Here is a 19,694-nt window from a genome sequence, read left to right on the forward strand (position 1 = left end):
CCCGACAGGAAGAACGCCGTGACCGCGACCCGTGTCCTCGTCCTCAACTCCGGCTCCTCCTCGGTCAAGTACCAGCTGCTCGACATGCGCGACAGCGATCGGCTGGCCATGGGTCTGGTGGAGCGCATCGGTGAGGAGACCTCCCGGCTGAAGCACACGCACGCCGGCAGTGGCGACTCCCGCGAGCGCACCGGCCCCATCCCCGACCACGAGGCGGCGCTGAAGGCCGTCGCCGAGGAGTTGGCCGCGGACGGGCTCGGCCTCGACTCCCCCGAGCTGGCCGCGATCGGGCACCGGGTCGTGCACGGCGGGCAGAGCTTCACACAGCCGACCGTCGTCGACGACACCGTGCTCGCCGAGATCGAGCGGCTGATCCCGGTGGCACCGCTGCACAACCCGGCCAACCTGACCGGCATCCGGACCGCACAGGCGCTGCGCCCCGACCTGCCGCAGGTCGCCGTCTTCGACACGGCCTTCCACACCACGATGCCGGAGTCCGCCGCCCGCTACGCGATCGACGTCGAGACCGCCGACGCGCACCGCATCCGGCGCTACGGCTTCCACGGCACCTCGCACGCCTACGTCTCCCGGGCGACGGCCGAACTGCTGGGCAGGGACCCGTCCGAGGTGAACGTCATCGTGCTGCACCTGGGCAACGGGGCGTCCGCGTCGGCCGTCGAGGGCGGCCGGTGCGTGGACACCTCCATGGGGCTCACGCCTTTGGAGGGGCTCGTGATGGGTACCCGGTCCGGAGACATGGACCCGGCCGTCATCTTTCATTTGATGCGCGTTGGCGGAATGTCCACGGACGAGATCGACACTCTCCTCAACAAGAAGAGCGGTCTGATCGGGCTGTGCGGCGACAACGACATGCGGGAAATACGCCGGCGTATCGACGAGGGCGACGAGCGGGCGAAGCTGGCCTTCGACATCTACATTCACCGGCTGAAGAAGTACATCGGTGCCTACTACGCGGTGCTCGGCCGGGTCGACGCGGTCGCGTTCACCGCGGGGGTCGGCGAGAACGCGGCACCCGTACGGGAGGCGGCCGTGGCGGGCCTGGAGGGGCTGGGCCTCGCGGTCGACGGCGAGCGGAACGCCGTACGCGGCGACGAGCCGCGGCTGATCTCACCGGCCGGTGCGCGGGTCGCGGTCGCGGTGGTGCCGACGGACGAGGAACTGGAGATCGCGGCACAGACGTACGCCCTGGTCGACAAATGAGCAAAAGAGCGAGAGCGGTCGAGCACCGTCGGGCAATACACGCCGGTAACCCGACTGAGCGCATAGCCGCCCATTTGTTTATTCCACCAGACGGAATATTCCGTAGCGAAACAAACCGATAGGATCGTCCCATGCGCCGTTCGAAAATCGTTTGTACTCTCGGCCCCGCGGTCGACTCCCACGAGCAACTGGTCGCCCTCATCGAGGCCGGCATGAACGTGGCCCGTTTCAACTTCAGCCACGGCAGCCACGCCGAGCACCAGGGCCGCTACGACCGGGTCCGGGCCGCGTCCGCCGCGACCGGCACCGCCATCGGTGTCCTCGCCGACCTCCAGGGCCCGAAGATCCGTCTGGAGACCTTCGCCGAGGGTCCGGTGGAGCTGGTGCGCGGTGACGAGTTCACCATCACCGCCGAGGACGTGCCGGGCGACAAGCAGATCTGCGGTACGACGTACAAGGGCCTGCCCGGTGACGTCGCCCCCGGCGACCAGGTCCTCATCAACGACGGCAACGTCGAGCTGAAGGTCATCGAGGTCGACGGCCCCCGGGTGCGGACCGAGGTCATCGAGGGCGGTGTCATCTCGGACCACAAGGGCATCAACCTGCCCGGCGCGGCCGTGAACGTGCCGGCGCTGTCCGAGAAGGACGTCGAGGACCTGCGGTTCGCGCTGCGGATGGGCTGCGACCTGGTGGCGCTGTCCTTCGTGCGGGACGCGAGCGACGTGCGGGACGTCCACAAGGTGATGGACGAGGTGGGCCGCCGGGTCCCCGTCATCGCCAAGGTGGAGAAGCCGCAGGCCGTCGAGAACATGGAGGACGTCGTGATGGCGTTCGACGGCGTGATGGTCGCCCGTGGCGACCTGGCCGTCGAATACCCGCTCGAAAAGGTCCCCATGGTGCAGAAGCGCCTCATCGAGCTGTGCCGCCGCAACGCCAAGCCGGTGATCGTGGCGACCCAGATGATGGAGTCGATGATCACCAACTCCCGCCCCACGCGCGCCGAGGCGTCCGACGTCGCCAACGCGATCCTGGACGGCGCGGACGCGGTCATGCTGTCGGCGGAGTCCAGCGTGGGCGCGTACCCGCTGGAGACGGTCCGGACGATGTCGAAGATCGTCTCGGCGGCCGAGGAGGAGCTGCTCTCCAAGGGGCTGCAGCCCCTGGTGCCGGGCAAGAAGCCGCGGACGCAGGGTGGTTCGATCGCCCGTGCCGCCTGCGAGATCGCCGACTTCCTCGGCGGCCGTGCCCTGGTGGCCTTCACACAGTCCGGTGACACCGCCCGCCGGCTGTCCCGCTACCGCGCGTCCCAGCCGATCATCGCGTTCACCACCGACGAGTCCACCCGTAACCAGCTGGCGCTCAGCTGGGGTGTCGAGTCGCACGTCGTGCCGTTCGTGAACAGCACCGACGAGATGGTCGACCTGGTGGACCAGGAGATGGTCAAGCTCAACCGCTTCAACGAGGGCGAGATCGCCGTCATCACCGCCGGTTCGCCCCCCGGTGTCCCGGGCACCACGAACATGGTCCGGGTGCACCACCTGGGCGGCGGCGCCCGCGACTGACGCGCGCGGCCGACAGCCGTAGGACAGCACCGAGGGCGCCCCCTGGAAACAGGGGGCGCCCTCGGTCTGTGCGGCTCCCGGACGGGTCCTGTACCGGCGCTCAGCCGGCCGTGTGGGCGCTGCTCACTCGGTGGTGTACTGGTGCAGCCCGGGCACGGTGAGCGTTCCGCCGAACTGGCCCGCCTGGACGACCTTCACCTTGGTGAAGTAGATCAGCGGGATGTTCAGCGGCGGCGGGTGCTTCGGGTCGAAGGTCACCGGGATCAGACCGAGCAGATTGCCGGAGATGCTCTCGGTGTACATGATCGTCTTGCCGTCGCGGATCGTGGACGTCGTGCCCTTGCCGGCCTGCACGTGATAGGTCACGCCGGCCTGCTTGTCCTCGACCGTCTGGTGGAGGTCGCCGATGTCGGTGCCGTCGGAGATGACGTACTTCAGCACCTCCTTGACCGTGCCGTCGGCCGTCCGCACCTTGACGATGCCCTGGTAGTCGGCGCCCTTGAGCAGCAGCGAGCTGGCGTTCAGGTACCAGGGGTCGTTGGGCAGCGCCGGGATGCCCTTCTCCACGCCGCTCTCGTCGTCCGTGGCGACCGGGCAGCCTTCGGTGTCCGTGCTCTCGCTCGGGGACGGGCTCGGCGTCGCGGTGGCGTCGTCGGCGGTGTCCTCGGGCTCCTTCTCGGTGTCGTCGGCGGTGTCGGTGACGTCCTTCGCGGCGTCCTTGACCTTGTCCGTGACGTCGACGCTGCCCTTGGCGTCCTTGCCCGCGTCGGTCTGCCCGTCCGAGCCGGAGGTGCCCTCCGACGGCGAGGGCGACGGGGACGGGCTGGTGGTGGACTCGGACGGCGTGGTGCTCCCCGGCTCCTCGTCCTCCTCGCCGTCCTTGTCGTCCGGCGTGAAGATGTCCTCCAGCGCGCTGCCGATGTCCTCCAGGACGTTTCCGCTGGACCCGTCCTTGGCGGTGTCCGACGGCGTGGCCGTGTCGTCGGTGGCGGTCTTGTCTGCCGTGTCGGTCGACGTGGAGTCGTCCGCCGTGTCCTTGTCGTCGGAACCTGAATCCGACGAAGAGGAGTCGTCCGAGGACGTGTCGTCGGAGGCGGAGCCGCCCGCGGGGTCGTCCGGGGAGTCGTCCGTGGACGTCTCCTCGTCCGTCGGTTCGTCCGTCGGCTCGTCGTCCGGGGAGTCGGCGCTCTCCGACGCGGTGGCGGACGGCGTGGGGGTCGGCGAGGCGGAGGCGTCGGTGCCCTCCTCGGCGGCCTCCAGGGCCTCCACGCAGTCCTTGTACTCGTCGGCCGTGAGGCTCTTCGACGCGGGGTCCTCGGCCACGGCGAGGGTGGGTGTGAAGCCCATGCCCATGAGGACCGCCGTCGGCATCGCCGCCAGGGCTATCGCCTTGCCCGCCGGCATGTTCAGCCGGGTGAGAAGGGGCTTCTTGGGCGCCGCGTGCCGCGGTCCGGATCTCGCACGGGACTCTCCCACCGAAGTCCCGTGGGTCACCTCGTCAGCCGGCACTGTGCCTCCCGTTCGTCCCGTTCGTGGGGGTGGTACCTGACAGGTCGTCGCCCTCGCCGTGCGCCGCCCCGTTCAACGAACCCGCTGCCGCGGGCTCCGGGGCGTCGCCCTTGTGTAGGGGGACCGCACCTTGCTGTGCCGTGTTCTGCAAACTCGTGTCCTGGGCGGCCGCGTCCTGGAGGGCCCGGGTCTGTGCCGGGGTCCGGTAGGTGGACGGCACGGCCGCCTCGTCGTGACCGGGCGCCCAGGAGATGGCCAGCGCACCGCCGATCAGCGCGAGTACGAAGCCGAAGCCGAAGCCTCCGAGGTTGGAGACGGGGATGGACACGAGCGCCAGGAGGATCGCCGCCGTACCGGCGAAGGTGCGGACATGCCGCTGGAACCACAGGCTGACCCCGAGCACCACCAGCAGCACGCCGATGATGAGGGACCCCGAGCCGCCCGTCGTCGCCATGGTGAGCGAGAGGTGACCGATCTGCAGGTTCGCATACGGGAAGTACATGATCGGGAAGCCGCTGAGCAGTACCAACAGGCCCGCCCAGAAGGGGCGACTGCCCCTCCAGTCCCGGAAGCGCCGCCGGAGGACGCGGAGATAGTCTTCGTTCTGCCCCGTTGACTCGGCGCTCATGGACAACAGCTCCCTGGAACGGTGTTGCTGTGACAAGTTCCCGTACGACACGTACGAAGCGCGCGTACGGAATTCACGTACGGAGTGCGCGTGCGCGGCGGTCGCGCGCACGGCGAGAGGGACGGGCGGGCGAAGAAGCACAGGCCCCCTCACCCGCCCAGGGAGTGCCTAGTAGCACTCCACGGTGCCCTTGTGGAGCGACATCTTCAGGTTGCTCAGCTTGAAGGTTCCGGCAGTGGTGGCCCACGCCGTCTGCTTCACGTCGGTCAGCGTGGCCGAGTCGGCCTGCTGCGCGAACCCGTAGGGGTTGGCCTGCTCGGCGCCGCCCTTCATGCCCGGACCCTTTTTGGCGTCCTTGGCCGCCACACCGATGTCGATGCCACGGAAGACGGCATCGGCCGAGAGGTCCTCGACGTCGATGTAGAGGTTCTCGGCCTCGACCTTCTTGCCACCCGTACCGGCGGTCAGCTTGAGGCTGACGCTACCGAGGAACGGGACGCCCGGGGTGACGACCGACTGGCACATGTTGGTGATCGACGCGGTCTTGAACGCCGAAACGGCGACGGGGTGAACCGTCTTCTCGCCCTTGAGGGTGTAGCCCTCGTCGAGCGCTCCGTACTGCGAGAAGCCCGTACCGTCGAGCTGGTCAGCCGTCACCTTGAACGACTGGCCCGACACACTGAACGACGCCGCGAGAGCACCCTGTGCAAGGGCGACACCTATCGCTGCTGTAGCGGCGACGCTGGGCACCATGACCACAGCGAAGCGCTTCCATCTGGTCCCGCCACGCACCTGGGACTCCATATTTCCTCCTTCTCGGACGTACATCTCCTGTTACGGGCTCGCCCCTTGGCGGCGGCTCGGCCGGACAGGGATGGGAGAAGTGCTACGTCCTCGGGAAGGAGAGCGCCCGCGCTCGGTGGCGCGAAAAGCGCCCGAACTCACCGGCGATCACCCCCGAGCGACAACCACTGGTCGCGCCTGACACGCATCACGCACAACCTGCTGGACAGGCTCCACCGTTGAGCGGAGACCCCCCTGCCCAAGAGCGGGCGCCACTGTCGCCCGCTCTACTCGGTGGGGACCCAGAAAACCCGTTGACCCGACTGGTTGGCGGGGTACGGACAGGACCGAGCGTCGCCGATCGTGGTGCATTCTCGCCGCCCCCGCAAGGGGGGTCGTTACTGGCTAGTAACGGACGGATAACCGAACAACGACCCATCGGCATCGGCCAGCGACCCAGGGTGGCGTCGAGGGAGGCGACACAACGGTTGACAGCTGGACAGAGTCCGACAGATCGACGACTTTCTCTTACTGCCAGTAACAGCGGCCGCGTTTACCAAGATTTGGTAAAACGCGGCCGCGGTGTCGCTGTGTCGCCAAATCTCTCACTCACGCACCACGCGCCCCGGTACTCCCGGAGCGAGCGGCACTGGCACCCCGATCCCCCACCTCTCACAGCTGACGCTCAGCCGGGGCGATGGGTTCCCGGGCGGGTCAGAACAGCGCCCGCGCCAGCGAGCGCCGCGCCGCGGCCACCCGCGGATCGTCGCCGCCGACCACCTCGAACAGCTCCAGCAGTCGCGTCCGTACGGCGTCCCGGTCGTCGCCCGCCGTGCGCCGTACCGTGTCGATGAGTCGACCGAACGCGTCCTCCACATGGCCGCCGACGAGGTCGAGGTCCGCCGCCGCGATCTGCGCCTGCGCGTCGTCCGGGTTCTCCGCGGCCGCCTTGCGTACGTCCTGCGGGTCCGCGCCCTGCACACGCTGTAGCAACTCGGCCTGCGCGAGGCCCAGTTTGGCCTCGCTGTTGCCCGGGTCGTCGCTCAGTACGTTCTTGTACGCCTGCACCGCACCGCCGAAGTCGCCCGCGTCCAGGGCGTGTACGGCTGCTTCGAGCAGGTGGTCGTAGGGGCCGGCCGGGATCTGCGGGGCCGCCTCGACGGGGGCGCCGGCCTCGGCGTCCGCGTCCACCACGAGGCCGGTGAGCCCGAAGCGCTGCTCGGCGACCTGCACCAGCTGGTCGAGGGTGGAGCGGATCTGCTGCTCGGGGGCGGCCCCCTGGAAGAGGGGCAGCGCCTGCCCGGCGACAACGGCGAACACAGCCGGAATCCCCTGGATCCCGAACTGCTGCATCAACATCTGGTTGGCGTCGACATCGATCTTGGCGAGGACGAACTTGCCGTTGTACTCGACGGCGAGCCGCTCCAGCACCGGGCTGAGCTGCTTGCAGGGCTGGCACCACTCGGCCCAGAAGTCGATGACGACGGGCACTTCGGTGGACCGCTGCAGGACCTCGCTCTCGAACCCGGCCTCGTCGACATCGAGGACCAGGTCGGCCGGGGAGACCGCCCCTCCCCCGCCCTGCCGGGCCGATTCGGCGCGCGCCTGCTCCGCCTTCGCCTTGGCCTCCTGGGCCGCCTTCACCGCGGCGAGGTCGACGACTCCGCTCATGGACATGTTCCGTGGCTGCATGAGTACATCCTCCCCCTTCCGAGCACGCACGTGAAAAGCGTCCCGAGAGCCGACCGTCCACCCCAGGCTTTCGCTACGAGTCGTAGCGTAACTGTCCGGGCCGGCTCCCTGTACCCCTCCTGCACCCCTCATTACCCACTCCCCGGTGATCTGCCTCACTCCGCCCCGCAGAACTTCGGGAACGGCCGGATATGGTCGGCGGATGCAGAGCCGCATCCCCGCCTCCCGCGCCACGGGCGGCCGTCCGCGCAGCGCCGCCGCGGATGCCGCGATCCTGGCGGCGACCCGGGAGGCGCTGGTCGACCTGGGCTGGTCGAAGCTGACCCTGGGCGACGTGGCGACGCGGGCGGGCGTCGCGAAAACGACCCTCTACCGCCGATGGGCCGGCAAGAACGAACTCGTCGTGGACGCGGTGGCCGAACTCTTCGACGAACTCCGCCTCCCCGACCGGGGCAGCCTGGCCGCCGACATCGAGGGCGTGGTGCTCCAGTTCGCGGCGATCCTGGCCCGCCCGGAGGCCAAGAGCGGCCTCATGGCGGTCATAGCCGAATCGACGCGCGACGACGCCCTGCGCGAACGCATCCGCGCCTCCATCGTCGACCGCCAAAAACGCCTGGTCCTGGAAGGCCGCACCCGGGCCCAGACCCGAGGCGAACTCCCCCCGGAACCCGACCCGACCACCGCCACCCGCACGATCGACCTCATCTTCGACGTAGTGGCCGGCGCGGTGGTCCACCGCACCCTGATCAGCGCGGAGCGAGCAGACGAGGAATGGGTACGAGCCTTCACGACCCTGCTCCTGCACGGCCTACAGCCATAAGGGGCGCGGGGAACTGCGCGAACGGGGTCCGGGGCAGAGCCCCGATTCTGTGACGGATCAAAGACAGCGGACCGGGCCAAAGAAGGGGGTCGAAGGGGCGCAGCCCCTGGAGGATGGGGCGGGTAGGGGCGGCGGGGGCGAAAATCCCGGCCCCAACGACGGCCACTCAGAACCCGGCAGGCTCCGTATACACCCCCCACTCCTCCCGCAGCACCCCACAGATCTCCCCCAACGTCGCCTCACAGCGCACCGCGTCAAGCATCGCCCCGATCATGTTCCCCCCACCCCGCGCAGCAGCCACCATCGCCTCAAGCGCCCCCCGCACCACCCCCTCGTCCCGCCTCACCCTCCGCTCCCCCAACACCCGCACCTGCTCCCGCTCCACCTCATGCCCCACCCGCAGAATCTCCAGATCCCCAGTCACCGACCCCTCGTGCACATTGACCCCCACCACCCGCTTCTCCCCCTTCTCCAACGCCTGCTGATACCGGAACGCCGACTCCGCGATCTCCCCCGTGAACCACCCGTCCTCGATCCCCCGCAGAATCCCGGACGTCATCGGCCCGATCGGATGCACCCCGTCCGGCCGAGCCCGCACCCCCCGCTCCCTGATCTGATCGAAGATCCGCTCCGCCTCCGCCTCGATCCGGTCCGTCAACTGCTCGACGTACCACGAACCCCCCAGCGGATCGGCCACATTGGCGACCCCGGTCTCCTCCATCAGCACCTGCTGCGTCCGCAACGCGATCTCGGCGGCCCGCTCGCTCGGGAGCGCCAGCGTCTCGTCGAGGGCGTTGGTGTGCAGGGAGTTGGTCCCGCCGAGCACCGCGGACAGCGCCTCCACGGCCGTACGCACCACGTTGTTGTACGGCTGCTGCGCGGTCAGCGAGACACCGGCGGTCTGCGTGTGGAACCGCAGCCACTGCGCCTTGTCGGTCCGCGCCCCGTACACCTCGCGCATCCACCGCGCCCAGATCCGCCTGGCCGCACGGAACTTGGCGATCTCCTCGAAGAAGTCGAGGTGCGCGTCGAAGAAGAAGGACAGCCCCGGCGCGAACACGTCCACGTCCAGCCCACGACTGAGCCCCAGCTCCACATACCCGAACCCGTCCGCGAGCGTGTACGCCAGCTCCTGCGCGGCCGTGGCCCCGGCCTCGCGGATGTGGTACCCGGACACGGACAACGGCTTGTACGCCGGGATCCGGGCCGCGCAGTACTCCATCAGGTCGCCGATGAGCCGGAGATGCGGCTCGGGCTGGAAGAGCCACTCCTTCTGCGCGATGTACTCCTTGAAGATGTCGGTCTGGAGCGTGCCGTTGAGCACCCCCGGATCGACCCCCTGCCGCTCGGCGGCGACGAGATACATACAGAAGACAGGCACCGCCGGCCCACTGATCGTCATCGACGTGGTGACGTCCCCCAGCGGAATCCCCTGGAACAGGACCTCCATGTCGGCGGCGGAGTCGATGGCCACCCCACAGTGCCCGACCTCCCCGAGCGAGCGCGGATCGTCAGAGTCCCGCCCCATGAGCGTCGGCATGTCGAACGCGACGGACAGCCCACCGCCCCCGTTGGCCAGAATCGCCCTGTACCGCTCGTTCGTCTGCGCCGCGTTCCCGAACCCCGCGAACTGCCGGATCGTCCACGTCCGCCCCCGGTACCCCGTCGAGTACAGCCCCCGCGTGAACGGATACTCCCCCGGCCACCCGATCCGCTCGAACCCCTCATACACATCCCCGGCCCGGGGCCCGTACACAGGCTCCACCCGCGCCCCGGAAACCGACGTGAAGTCCCCCTCCCGCTTCCGGGCGGAGTCATAACGCTCCTGCCAGCGCCGGCGTCCCTCTTCGATGGCATCAGGGTCCATGACCCCGATTTTACTAGGACGTCCTAGTAAATGGCGAAGGCAAACCGCCGTACGCGTCCGTACGGCGGTGGGCCCTACGCCTTGGCGGTCGCGAACGAGGCGTCCGCGATCTTCGCCTCCAGCTCGCGGCTGACCCTGCGCTCCACGAAGAAGGCCGCCGTCGGGATCGTGCCCGCCAGCAGCACCCACAGCTGCTTCTTGACCGGCCACTTCGCCTTGGAGCCGAGGTCGAAGGCGAAGACCAGGTACAGGACGTACAGCCAACCGTGCGCGAGACTCACGACGTACGTGAAGTCCGCGGCTCCGTCCAGTTCCAGCACGTACTTGCCGATCATGCCCAGGGTCAGCAGGACCAGCAGCACACCGGTGACGTAGGCCAGGACGCGGTAGCGGGTCAGCACGCTCTTTTTCATGCACACGAGCGTAACCACCGGTTTCGAACGATCTTCGAGCGCCCCTGGGCGGCCCGCTCAGCTCTCCTCGAAGTCCCCCGCCGCGACCCGTAGGGGGCGGAGCATGGCGAAGATCTCCGCGCATTCCTCGGCGTCGTAGGTGCCGAGGCCGAAGTCCATGGACATGAGGTCGCGGGTGGCGGCGTCGCAGACCTCGCGGCCCTTTTCGGTGATGGACGCGAGGGTGCCGCGGCCGTCGTTGGGGTTGGGGCGTTTGTCGACGAGGCCGGACCTGACCAGGCGGTCGACGGTGTTCGTCACGGACGTGGGGTGCACCATGAGCCGTTCGCCGATCTTGGACATCGGCAGCTCGCCCTTCTGGGAGAAGGTGAGGAGCACGAGGGCCTCATAGCGCGCGAAGGTCAGCCCGTACGGCTTGACGACCGCGTCGACCTCCGCCAGCAGGATCTGCTGGGCGCGCATGATCGAGGTGATCGCGGCCATGGACGGGACGTTTCCCCAGCGCTGCTTCCAGTGCTCGTCGGCGCGCGAGATGGGGTCGAAGGAGAGGCTGAGCGGCTTCGGCACGGCATCGACCTTACCGGCCGGTCACATGCTGGTCAGCCCTGTCTCGCGTTTCGGTCAGACCGATGCGTAGGCGAGTGGGGGTCGGGTGCGTTGGCGGGTGCGGGTCCGGTGGGGGCCGGTCGCGCGGTTCCCCGCGCCCCTGGAAAAGCAGGAGCTGCGCCCCGTGCTTTTTCAACGGCCCGCAGGGGCCGTTGCCTTCAGGGGCGCGGGGAACTGCGCGAGAAGCCCCACCGAACCCGCAGATGAACCCGGCGGCCTACTCAGACAGGTGCCGCTCCACCGTTTCCACCTTCGACGTGAGCCCGTCCGTGACACCGGGACGGATGTCGGCCTTGAGGACGAGGGAGACACGGGGCGCGCGTTCCTCCACGGCGGCGACGGCCCGCCGTACGACGTCCATCACCTCGTTCCACTCACCCTCGATCGAGGTGAACATGGCGTCGGTGCGGTGGGGCAGCCCCGATTCACGGACGACCCGGACGGCGTCGGCGACGTACTCGCCCACTTCCTCACCGACGCCCAGCGGAGTCACGGAGAAGGCGACGATCACGCGCCCACGGCCCCTTCCTTGCGGGAGTCGCCCCGGGAGCCGGAGGCGAGCGCCGCGCCGACCGCGCTCTCGGCCTCGCGGCGCAGCCTGCGGTCGGCGAAGAAGCCGCCGGTGGGCAGGACGGAGAGGACGAAGTAGAGCGCGGCGGTCTTCAGGGACCACTTGGCGCGGTTCCAGGCGTCGGCCCAGAAGATCACGTACAGGATGAACAGGATGCCGTGGATCATGCCCATCGCCGGCACCGCGTTGAACTCCGTCGTCCGCTTCAGCACCGAGCAGACGAGCAGCAGCAGGAAGGAGACGGCCTCGGGCGCGGAGACGAGGCGCAGGCGGCGGAGGGCGGAGGCGGTCTTTATGTCCACGGGTCACCTTCGGTGGGGTCGGCGGGGCGGATTCGGCGCACCGCTGGTCGATCTTTGTGAACGGTCGGACTCCCCGAACGCTCGATCTTTGTGAAAGGAAGCACAAGCGCCGCCCATTCTGACATCCGTCAACCCGCCGAACGCCCTAGGGGTCCCTTCAGGGTCGAGATCCCCCTCTGGGCCCTGTCCTGTCCGGGCATCGGCCGGTTACCGTCCTCCCGTGGCAATGTTCCGACTTCAAGGCAGCAAAGTGCTGGCCGTCGACATGACCGGGGACGCCGTGAAGGCGAAGAACGGCTCGATGGTCGCGTACGACGGTCAGATGTCGTTCAAGAAGCTGAGCGGCGGCGGTGAGGGCCTGCGCGGGATGGTGACGCGGCGCCTCACGGGAGAACAGATGACGTTGATGGAGGTGACGGGGCAAGGGACCTGCTGGTTCGCGGACCGGGCCTCCGAGATCAACCTCGTGAGTCTTCAGGGGGACAAGCTGTACGTGGAGTCGAGCAATCTGCTCGCGACGGACTCCGGGCTGCGTACGGGCACCAGCTTCACGGGGCTGCGCGGCGCCTCTCAGGGCAACGGCCTGTTCACCACGACCATCGAGGGCCACGGCCAGGCGGCGATCATGTCCGACGGCCCGGCGGTGGTGCTGCGGGTGAGCCACCAGTACCCGCTGACGGTCGACCCGGGGGCGTACATCGCGCACCAGGGCAATCTGCAGCAGTCCTTCCAGTCCGGTGTGACGTTCCGCACGTTCATGGGCGAGGGCGGCGGCGAGGCCTTCCAGATCCGCTTCGAGGGCGACGGACTCGTCTATGTCCAGCCCAGCGAGCGCAACACGGTGGCGGGAGACGTGTGACATGGCCTTCCGTGAGATCAACTCGAAGATGATCGAGGCGACCGTGATGCCGGGCCAGCGGCTGTTCAGCCAGCGCGGCGCGATGCTCGCCTACAAGGGCGAGGTGTCGTTCACGCCCAACATGCAGGGCGGTCAGGGCGGTATCGCGTCGATGATCGGCCGCCGGGTGGCCGGCGAGGCGACGCCGCTGATGACCGTCGAGGGCAGCGGCACGGTGCTGTTCGGGCACGGCGGCCACCACATCCAGGTGATCAACCTGACCGGCGAGACGCTGTACGTCGAGGCCGACCGTCTGCTGGCCTTCGACGGCACCCTCCAGCAGGGCACGATGTTCATGGGCTCGCAGGGCGGCGTCATGGGCATGGTCCGGGGCCAGGTGACGGGCCAGGGCCTGTTCACCACCACCCTGAAGGGGCACGGGGCGGTCGCGGTCATGGCGCACGGCGGGGTCATCGAGGTCCCGATCACCCCCCAGCGCCCGGTCCATGTGGACCCGCAGGCGTACGTGGCGCACCACGGCGACGTACGCAACAAGCTCTCCACCGCGCTCGGCTGGCGCGACATGGTGGGCCGGGGCTCCGGCGAGGCGTTCCAGCTGGAGCTGAGCGGCAGTGGTGCGGTGTACGTCCAGGCCTCGGAGGAGAAGCTGTGAGCATGTACGGGGCCCCGGGCGGCGGCCCGGCCGTCTTCGACCCGATGACGCTGCCGTCCGACGACAACGTCAACAACTACACCTTCTGCGTGGAGCTCAAGGGGAGCCAGTGGTTCCTGCAGAAGGGCAAGATGATCGCCTACTACGGCCAGATGGAGTTCAACGGCATCGGACACGGCCGGCTCGGCGGTCTCGTCCGTACGTCGTTCCATTCGCCTCTGCACGCGAGCGACTGGGTCGTGGCGGAGGGCTCGGGCAAGATGCTCCTCGCCGACCGGGCCTTCGACGTCAATTCGTACGACCTCGAAGACGGCAACCTGACCATTCGCTCGGGCAATCTCCTCGCTTTTCAGCCAAGTCTCGCGCTGAAGCAGTCGATCGTTCCGGGCTTCCTGACGCTCATCGGGACCGGCAAGTTCGTGGCGGCCTCCAACGGCCCGGTGGTGTTCATGGAACCCCCCATCCGGGTGGACCCGCAGGCCCTGGTCGGATGGGCCGACTGCCCCTCGCCGTGCCACCACTACGACCACGGGTACATGGCGGGCCTGATGGGCGGCCTACGTGCGATGACGGGCCTGGGCGGCGCCTCCGGGGAGGAGCACCAGTTCGAGTTCGTCGGGGCGGGCACGGTGCTGCTCCAGTCCTCCGAGACCCTCATGGCGGAGCAGGCCACGGGCGTGGTCCCGCACGAGCCGGGCGTACCGGGTGGCGGTGGGGTGCCCGGTCATCACGGACAGCCCGCGGGCGCACCGCGCCTTCCCGGACAGCTGGGGGACCTCCAGCGTCGCTTCGGGCTGTGAGCGGTAGTCTGCGGAGTGTGACATCGAACGTGTGCGCGTTGTCATGCTCCAAACCCGTAAGACCCGACCTGTCCGTACGACCGGCAGTACCGAACAGCACCCGACCCTCACTAGTTCGCCTTTCAACATTTTAGGTAGACTTCATTCATGGAGACCGAAACGGCCACGCGCTGGCTGACCGATGCGGAGCAGTGCGCCTGGCGCACCCATCTGGACGTCAACAGGCTGCTGACGCACCAGCTCGAAAGGGACCTGCAGCCGTTCGGCCTGACAATGAACGACTACGAGATCCTGGTGAACCTCTCCGAGTCGGAGGGGCGGCGGATGCGGATGAGCGACCTCGCCGCCGCCACGCTCCAGTCCAAGAGCCGGCTCTCGCACCAGGTCACGCGGATGGAGAACGCGGACCTGGTGCGCCGGGAGAACTGCGAGTCCGATCGGCGCGGGCTGTTCGCCGTGCTGACGGAGCACGGGATGGAGACGATGCAGCGGGTGGCGCCGCATCATGTCGCCTCCGTGCGGCGGCACTTCATCGATCTGCTGCCGGAGGAGGGGCTGGAGGAGCTGCACCAGTCGTTGGGGCCGATCGCGGAGCACCTCCGAAGCCACCGCGGTAAGCCGTAACCCTCTTTCGGGGTGAGCCGGGGGACTGCGGGTTCGGATTCGGCCGCGGGTTCGTCGTGGCTGGTCGCGCAGTTCCCCGCGCCCCCGGGCCTACCGGGGCAGCCGTAGCTCGAACAGCGCGCCTCCGCCGGGGGCCTCCCCGGCCGTCAGCGTGCCTCCGTGGCGTGCGGCGATGTCTCGGGCGATCGCCAGGCCCAGGCCCGCGCCGCCGTCGTCCCTCGCTCGGGACTCGTCGAGGCGGACGAAGCGTTCGAAGACGCGGTCGCGGTCGGCGGGCGGGATGCCCGAGCCGTCGTCCGCCACCTGGAGCACCGCCCACTCCGCGGTGGTGCGCAGGGTGACGGCGACCCGGTCGCGGGCGTGGCGGCGGGCGTTGTCCAGGAGGTTGCCGAGGACGCGGCAGATCTGGCTGCGGGAACCGCGCAGCTCCACGGAGTCGACACCGTCCAGCGTCACACCCTCCCGGGACGCCACCTCGTCCCGTACGACCTCCGCCAGGTCGAAGCGCGCGTCCGGCGGCGGTCGCTCCCCCGCGTCCAGACGGGCGAGCAGCAGCAGGTCGGTGGCGAGGCTCTGCAGCCGTACGGTGTCCTCGACCGCACCCTCCACATCCAGCAACTCCGGGTGTGCCGCGCCCACTTCGAGCTGGGTGCGCAGCGAGGCGATCGGGCTGCGCAGCTCGTGCGAGACGTCCGCGACGAACGCGCGCTGCCGCTCCACCGAGGTCTCCAGCGCCGCCAGTGTCTGGTTCGTCGTCCGGGCCAGCCGGGCGATCTCGTCGTGCGCGTCCGGCTCGGGGACCCGTCGGGAGAGGTCCTCGGAGGCCGTGATCGCGGCCATCTCTGAGCGGATGCCCTCGACCGGGCGCAGGGCACGCCCGGTGACGACGTACGTCACCCCGCCGACCGTCAGCAGCAGCAGCGGGAGCCCGATGAGCATCGTCGTCAACGCGGTGCCGACGGCGTCCTCCTCCGTGGAGAGCGGGGCGCCCGCGTAGACGGTGAGCGGCACGCCCGGCGGTGTGACCACGTCGACCCCGGCGAACCGGTAGTCCGCCGTCACCCCCTCGACCGTCGCGGTGCCCTCGCCGTACCAGGTCTCGTCGGCGACCTCGCCGGCGCGGAGGGTGCCCTCGTCCTCCGCGTCCCGGTCGCCCTCCGCCCGGTCGTCGGCGTCGTCGTTGGTCTCGGAGTTCAGCCGGTCCGAGGAGACGGCGGTGACGTCCATGCCCTCGACGTCCTCGCCGACCGCGACGGGCTTCTCGCTGCGGTCCAGGACCTCGACGGGGTTCTCGTCACCGTCCGGCAGCCTCAGCTCGTCGTAGGCGAACCCGTTGGCCAGCGCCGAGGCGGCGTTGCGGGCCACGGAGTCGGCCTCCGCGTCCGCCTTGTCCGTGAGGCTGAACCGCAGCGAGAGCAGCACGGCGGCGCCCGCGGCGACCAGGGCGACGGCCACGACCACGGTCGCCGCGAGGGTCGCGCGGGCCCGTACCGAGCCCAGACGGAGCTTCACGGACGGGCCTCCAGTCTGTATCCGGCCCCGCGCACGGTCTTGATGAGCGTGGGGCCGAGCTTGCGGCGCAGGGTGCTGATGTAGACCTCGACGATGTTCGGGTCGCCGTCGTAGGCGAAGTCCCAGACGTGCTCCAGGATGTCGGCCTTCGAGACGACCTCACCGGCCCTCAGGACGAGCTGCTCCAGGACGGAGAACTCCTTGGTGGTGAGGGCGATCTCGTCCTCCGCGAGGAACACGCGCCGGGCGGCCGTGTCGACCTTCAGCTCGCCGACCTCGTGCACGGGCGACGCCCCGCCCGCCGGGCCCCGCCGCCGCAGCAGCGCCTTCACCCGGGCGACGAGGACGACGTAGGAGAACGGCTTCGTCAGATAGTCGTCGGCGCCCGTGTCGAGACCCTCGGCCTCGTCGTACTCGCCGTCCTTGGCCGTGAGCATCAGGATCGGTACGTCGTGGCCGGCGGCCCGCAGGGCGGCGCACACCCGGTAGCCGTTCATGCCGGGCAGCATGATGTCGAGGATCACGAGGTCGTACGACCCCTCGCTCGCCCGGTGCAGTCCGTCGATCCCGTCGTGGACGACGTCCACGGCGTACCCCTCGGCCGTCAGCCCCTTGGCCAGCGACACCGCGAGCCGCTTCTCATCTTCCACGATCAACAGGCGCATGCGTTCAGCTTGGCAAACCGAACCTGAAGAGGTCTTCAGGGGGCTTCAGGTCCGCTTCAGCGTCGCTCGGCCAGATTGGTCCACGTCGAAAGCAGACGAGGCGAACAAGCCCGACAAGCCGGTCGCACCCTGGAGGAACCCCATGAAGCGCAACATCGTCATCGCCACCATCACGGCCGTCGCCCTGATCGGCGGCGGCACCGCGACCGCCATCGCGGTCTCGGGTGACGACGAGGCGCCGGCGAAGAAGACCGTGTCGGTGTCGAACGACGACAACGACCGCGACGACGTCAACGACACCGACACCGACTCCGACGACACGGCCCGGGAGAAGGCGGCGGACAAGGCGGAGGACAAGGCCGAGGACCGGGCCGCCCGGGACACGGACCAGGACGCCGAGGACAAGGCCGAGAACGCCGCCGAGGCGAAGGCCGGCCAGGTCACGGCCGCAGACGCGATCAGGACGGCGCTCGACCACAAGTCCGGTACGGCCGTCTCCGCCGACCTCGACGACGAGGGCACGAACCTGGTGTGGGACGTCGACGTCCTGACCGGCGGCGGCAAGTGGTTCAGCGTCCAGGTCGACCCCGGCACCGGCAAGGTCCTCGGCTCGCAGGCCGACCGCGACGACGACGGTGACGACGCCGCCGAGACCGCGCAGATCAAGGCCGCCCTCAAGGGCAGCTCCGTGACAGCCGCCGAGGCCGCCGAGGCCGGCGCCGCCAAGGGCACGGTGACCTCCGTCGACCTCGACGAGGAGGGCGCCGACCAGGCCTGGGAGGTCGACACCACCGCCGCCGACGGCACCGGCAGCGACTGGAGGGTGAACCTCGACTCCGGCAAGCTCACCGCCGACCGCTCGAACGACTGACCTCCCCCATACCTCCCATAGATCCCCCCACATCCCCCACAGGTAGGGGCACCTGGCACCGGGTGCCCCTACCGCCGTTTCAGGGACTGTAGGAGTCGGTCCTACGCGCTCGTCCTCAAGCCGGTCCTACGAGTCAGCCCGTACGAGCCGTCCGGACACGCTCACCGCAACTCCCCGTCCCTCCCCACCACGATCTCCGCCGCGCTCTCCACCGCGTCCTCCCCCATCTCCCCCATCTCCCCCATCTCCCCCATCTCCTCCGCCCGCCGGTCCCGGCGCCGCCCCGCCCCCACGGCGGTCGCCGCGAGCAGGGCCGCGGCGCCCGCGAGGGCGAAGCCGAGGGTGGGTGAGAAGTGGGCGACCAGGAGGCCCGAGGCGGCCGCGCCCGCCGAGATGCCGGCGTTCACGGCGGTGTTGACCCAGGCGCCGGCCTGGGTGCGGGCGCCGGCCGGGGCGGACTCGTCGGCGACCAGGTACGCGGTGGTCAGGGCCGGGGCGACGAAGAGCCCGGCGCAGACGACGGCGCCGGTGAGGACGGCGAGGTTCGGGGCGAGCCCGGCACCGGCGAGGGCGAGGCCCAGGCAGGCCGTCAGCAGCGCCAGCCGCAGGCGCGCGCCGGAGCGCCACTCCACCGCGCCGTACAGCAGACCGCCCACCGCGCTGCCGCCCGACAGCGCGGCGAAGATCCAGGCCACGACGTCGTCCCCGTGTCCCCGCTGTTCGGCGAAGGCCAGCACCAGCAGGTCGAGCGCGCCGAGCGACAGCCCGACCCCGCCGGCCGCGACGACGGGCGGCACGATCCGAGCCGCTACCCGGGGCTTCCGTTTCCGGGCTCCCCCCTTCGGCGCGGGCCCGCGTCCCGGCATACGCGCCACGGCCGGAGAGGTCACGAACCCGGCGGTCCCCGCCACCACCAGCACCGCCGCCAGGAGCACGGTGGCGGCCGGAGCGGCGAACTGCACCACTGCGCCCACCACCAACGGCCCCGACACGAACAGCAGTTCCTCCGCGACCCCGTCGAGGCTGTACGCGCGCCGCAACAGCCTCCGGTCCGCGGCGAGTTCGCTCCACACCGTCCGCATCGTCGGCCCGAGCGGCGGCGCACAGGCACCCGCCGCCCCCGCGACCGCGCCGAGCACCGGGCCCGACGCGCCCGGCCGCCAGGACACCACCGCCAGCGCGCCGAGCAGTACGGCGTACAGCGAGGCCATCGGCAGCAGCGCCCGGCGTGGACCGTACCGGTCGACGAGCGCCGCCCTCGCGGGTGACAGAAAGACACTGGTGGCCCCGAACAGGGCCATGACCGTGCCGGCGACGGCGTACGACCCCGTCGTACGGGTCACGGCGAGCAGCACGGCGATCGAGACCATGCCGTAGGAGAGCCGGCCGACGAGCACGGCGGCGAAGGTGCGGCGGGCGTACGGGATGCGGAGCACCGCGGCGTACGAGGGCCGCGGGGAGGTCGCGGACATGCGGAATGTTCCTCACTCGGAGGCGAAAAGGGGACACCGAGGTCCCGCGCGCCGATGGCTCGGCGTCCGCGGGACGGTCCGCGCTCTACGCACAGTGAAGGAACACACCGCCAAGCTAGCAGTCCGCAGAAGGGGGCGGGAGGTTCGGTGCGTCGGCGGGTGCGGGTGCATGGGGGCTGGTCGCGCAGTTCCCCGCGCCCCTGAAAAAGCAGGGGCTGCGCCCCGTGCTTTTTCAACGGCCCGCAGGGGCCGTTGCCTTCAGGGG

At 69.7% G+C, this 19,694-nt stretch carries 20 protein-coding genes; 8 read left to right on the forward strand and 12 right to left on the reverse strand.

Features of this window, described 5'->3' with window-relative positions; all coding sequences use genetic code 11:
• Window positions 1-18 precede the first annotated feature (18 nt).
• Both ABT147_RS42795 and pyk read left to right on the forward strand, forming a co-directional pair.
• Window positions 19-1,221 carry an acetate kinase gene (locus ABT147_RS42795; protein ID WP_351416960.1) on the forward strand — a complete coding sequence of 401 codons (1,203 nt, stop codon included), beginning with the start codon at window positions 19-21 and terminating at the stop codon, window positions 1,219-1,221.
• 131 nt (window positions 1,222-1,352) lie between these two features.
• Window positions 1,353-2,783, forward strand: a complete 1,431-nt coding sequence (pyk, locus tag ABT147_RS42800) for a pyruvate kinase (RefSeq protein WP_351416963.1) — start codon at window positions 1,353-1,355, stop codon at window positions 2,781-2,783.
• Between the two features lie 123 nt (window positions 2,784-2,906).
• Here pyk and ABT147_RS42805 read toward each other — a convergent pair whose 3' ends face one another.
• The 4 genes from ABT147_RS42805 to ABT147_RS42820 form a co-directional block, all read right to left on the reverse strand.
• Window positions 2,907-4,292, reverse strand: coding sequence for a hypothetical protein (locus tag ABT147_RS42805; RefSeq protein ID WP_351416965.1), 1,386 nt, complete (start codon window positions 4,290-4,292; stop codon window positions 2,907-2,909).
• Window positions 4,282-4,920, reverse strand: coding sequence for a DUF6114 domain-containing protein (locus tag ABT147_RS42810; protein WP_351416968.1), 639 nt, complete (start codon window positions 4,918-4,920; stop codon window positions 4,282-4,284). The genes ABT147_RS42805 and ABT147_RS42810 overlap by 11 nt, the downstream gene beginning before the upstream one ends.
• Window positions 4,921-5,088: 168 nt before the next feature.
• Window positions 5,089-5,724, reverse strand: coding sequence for a DUF6230 family protein (locus ABT147_RS42815; RefSeq protein ID WP_351416970.1), 636 nt, complete (start codon window positions 5,722-5,724; stop codon window positions 5,089-5,091).
• A 693-nt stretch (window positions 5,725-6,417) separates the two neighbouring features.
• The gene (locus ABT147_RS42820) at window positions 6,418-7,395 is read right to left on the reverse strand and encodes a tetratricopeptide repeat protein (RefSeq protein WP_351416973.1); all 978 of its coding nucleotides are present in this window, start codon (window positions 7,393-7,395) and stop codon (window positions 6,418-6,420) included.
• Window positions 7,396-7,597: 202 nt separating this feature from the next.
• Between ABT147_RS42820 and ABT147_RS42825 the strand changes: the two genes are divergently transcribed.
• Window positions 7,598-8,215: a TetR/AcrR family transcriptional regulator gene (locus ABT147_RS42825; protein ID WP_351416975.1), complete on the forward strand. Its 618-nt coding sequence runs from the start codon at window positions 7,598-7,600 to the stop codon at window positions 8,213-8,215.
• A gap of 166 nt (window positions 8,216-8,381) precedes the next feature.
• On the opposite strand, the gene icmA is transcribed toward ABT147_RS42825, so the two are convergent.
• The 5 genes from icmA to ABT147_RS42850 form a co-directional block, all read right to left on the reverse strand.
• Window positions 8,382-10,082, reverse strand: coding sequence for a coenzyme B12-dependent isobutyryl-CoA mutase large subunit (icmA, locus tag ABT147_RS42830; protein ID WP_351416978.1), 1,701 nt, complete (start codon window positions 10,080-10,082; stop codon window positions 8,382-8,384).
• 74 nt (window positions 10,083-10,156) lie between these two features.
• Window positions 10,157-10,495, reverse strand: a complete 339-nt coding sequence (locus tag ABT147_RS42835) for a DUF3817 domain-containing protein (RefSeq protein WP_351416979.1) — start codon at window positions 10,493-10,495, stop codon at window positions 10,157-10,159.
• 57 nt (window positions 10,496-10,552) lie between these two features.
• Window positions 10,553-11,062, reverse strand: a complete 510-nt coding sequence (locus ABT147_RS42840) for a MarR family winged helix-turn-helix transcriptional regulator (RefSeq protein ID WP_351416981.1) — start codon at window positions 11,060-11,062, stop codon at window positions 10,553-10,555.
• A gap of 256 nt (window positions 11,063-11,318) precedes the next feature.
• Window positions 11,319-11,612, reverse strand: coding sequence for an MTH1187 family thiamine-binding protein (locus ABT147_RS42845; protein WP_351416983.1), 294 nt, complete (start codon window positions 11,610-11,612; stop codon window positions 11,319-11,321).
• Entirely contained in the window at window positions 11,609-11,974 is a 366-nt protein-coding gene (locus ABT147_RS42850) for a DUF3817 domain-containing protein (protein ID WP_351416986.1), read from the reverse strand. Before ABT147_RS42850 ends, ABT147_RS42845 begins: the two co-directional genes overlap by 4 nt.
• Before the next feature lie 226 nt (window positions 11,975-12,200).
• Between ABT147_RS42850 and ABT147_RS42855 the strand changes: the two genes are divergently transcribed.
• The 4 genes from ABT147_RS42855 to ABT147_RS42870 all read left to right on the forward strand — a co-directional run bounded on the left by ABT147_RS42855 (window position 12,201) and on the right by ABT147_RS42870 (window position 14,909).
• The gene (locus tag ABT147_RS42855; protein WP_351417004.1) at window positions 12,201-12,833 is read left to right on the forward strand and encodes an AIM24 family protein; all 633 of its coding nucleotides are present in this window, start codon (window positions 12,201-12,203) and stop codon (window positions 12,831-12,833) included.
• Window position 12,834: 1 nt separating this feature from the next.
• Window positions 12,835-13,485 (forward strand): AIM24 family protein, encoded by a 651-nt coding sequence (locus ABT147_RS42860; protein WP_033529327.1) that lies wholly within the window; start codon window positions 12,835-12,837, stop codon window positions 13,483-13,485.
• 2 nt (window positions 13,486-13,487) lie between these two features.
• Window positions 13,488-14,285: an AIM24 family protein gene (locus ABT147_RS42865; RefSeq protein WP_351417006.1), complete on the forward strand. Its 798-nt coding sequence runs from the start codon at window positions 13,488-13,490 to the stop codon at window positions 14,283-14,285.
• 147 nt (window positions 14,286-14,432) lie between these two features.
• Window positions 14,433-14,909: a MarR family winged helix-turn-helix transcriptional regulator gene (locus ABT147_RS42870; protein WP_351416989.1), complete on the forward strand. Its 477-nt coding sequence runs from the start codon at window positions 14,433-14,435 to the stop codon at window positions 14,907-14,909.
• 90 nt (window positions 14,910-14,999) lie between these two features.
• On the opposite strand, the gene ABT147_RS42875 is transcribed toward ABT147_RS42870, so the two are convergent.
• Both ABT147_RS42875 and ABT147_RS42880 read right to left on the reverse strand, forming a co-directional pair.
• On the reverse strand, window positions 15,000-16,421 hold the full coding sequence (locus ABT147_RS42875; RefSeq protein WP_351416992.1) for a sensor histidine kinase: 1,422 nt from the start codon (window positions 16,419-16,421) through the stop codon (window positions 15,000-15,002).
• The gene (locus ABT147_RS42880; protein ID WP_351416995.1) at window positions 16,418-17,086 is read right to left on the reverse strand and encodes a response regulator transcription factor; all 669 of its coding nucleotides are present in this window, start codon (window positions 17,084-17,086) and stop codon (window positions 16,418-16,420) included. Before ABT147_RS42880 ends, ABT147_RS42875 begins: the two co-directional genes overlap by 4 nt.
• A gap of 142 nt (window positions 17,087-17,228) precedes the next feature.
• Between ABT147_RS42880 and ABT147_RS42885 the strand changes: the two genes are divergently transcribed.
• Window positions 17,229-17,957 carry a PepSY domain-containing protein gene (locus ABT147_RS42885; protein WP_351416997.1) on the forward strand — a complete coding sequence of 243 codons (729 nt, stop codon included), beginning with the start codon at window positions 17,229-17,231 and terminating at the stop codon, window positions 17,955-17,957.
• Between the two features lie 161 nt (window positions 17,958-18,118).
• Here the strand turns inward: ABT147_RS42885 and ABT147_RS42890 are convergent, their stop codons facing one another.
• Complete coding sequence (locus tag ABT147_RS42890) at window positions 18,119-19,429, reverse strand: MFS transporter (protein ID WP_351416999.1); 1,311 nt, start codon at window positions 19,427-19,429, stop codon at window positions 18,119-18,121.
• Window positions 19,430-19,694: the final 265 nt, after the last annotated feature.

The sequence above is a fragment of the Streptomyces sp. NPDC001868 genome, from assembly GCF_040297125.1.
In the GTDB taxonomy this organism is placed as follows: Bacteria; Actinomycetota; Actinomycetes; order Streptomycetales; family Streptomycetaceae; genus Streptomyces.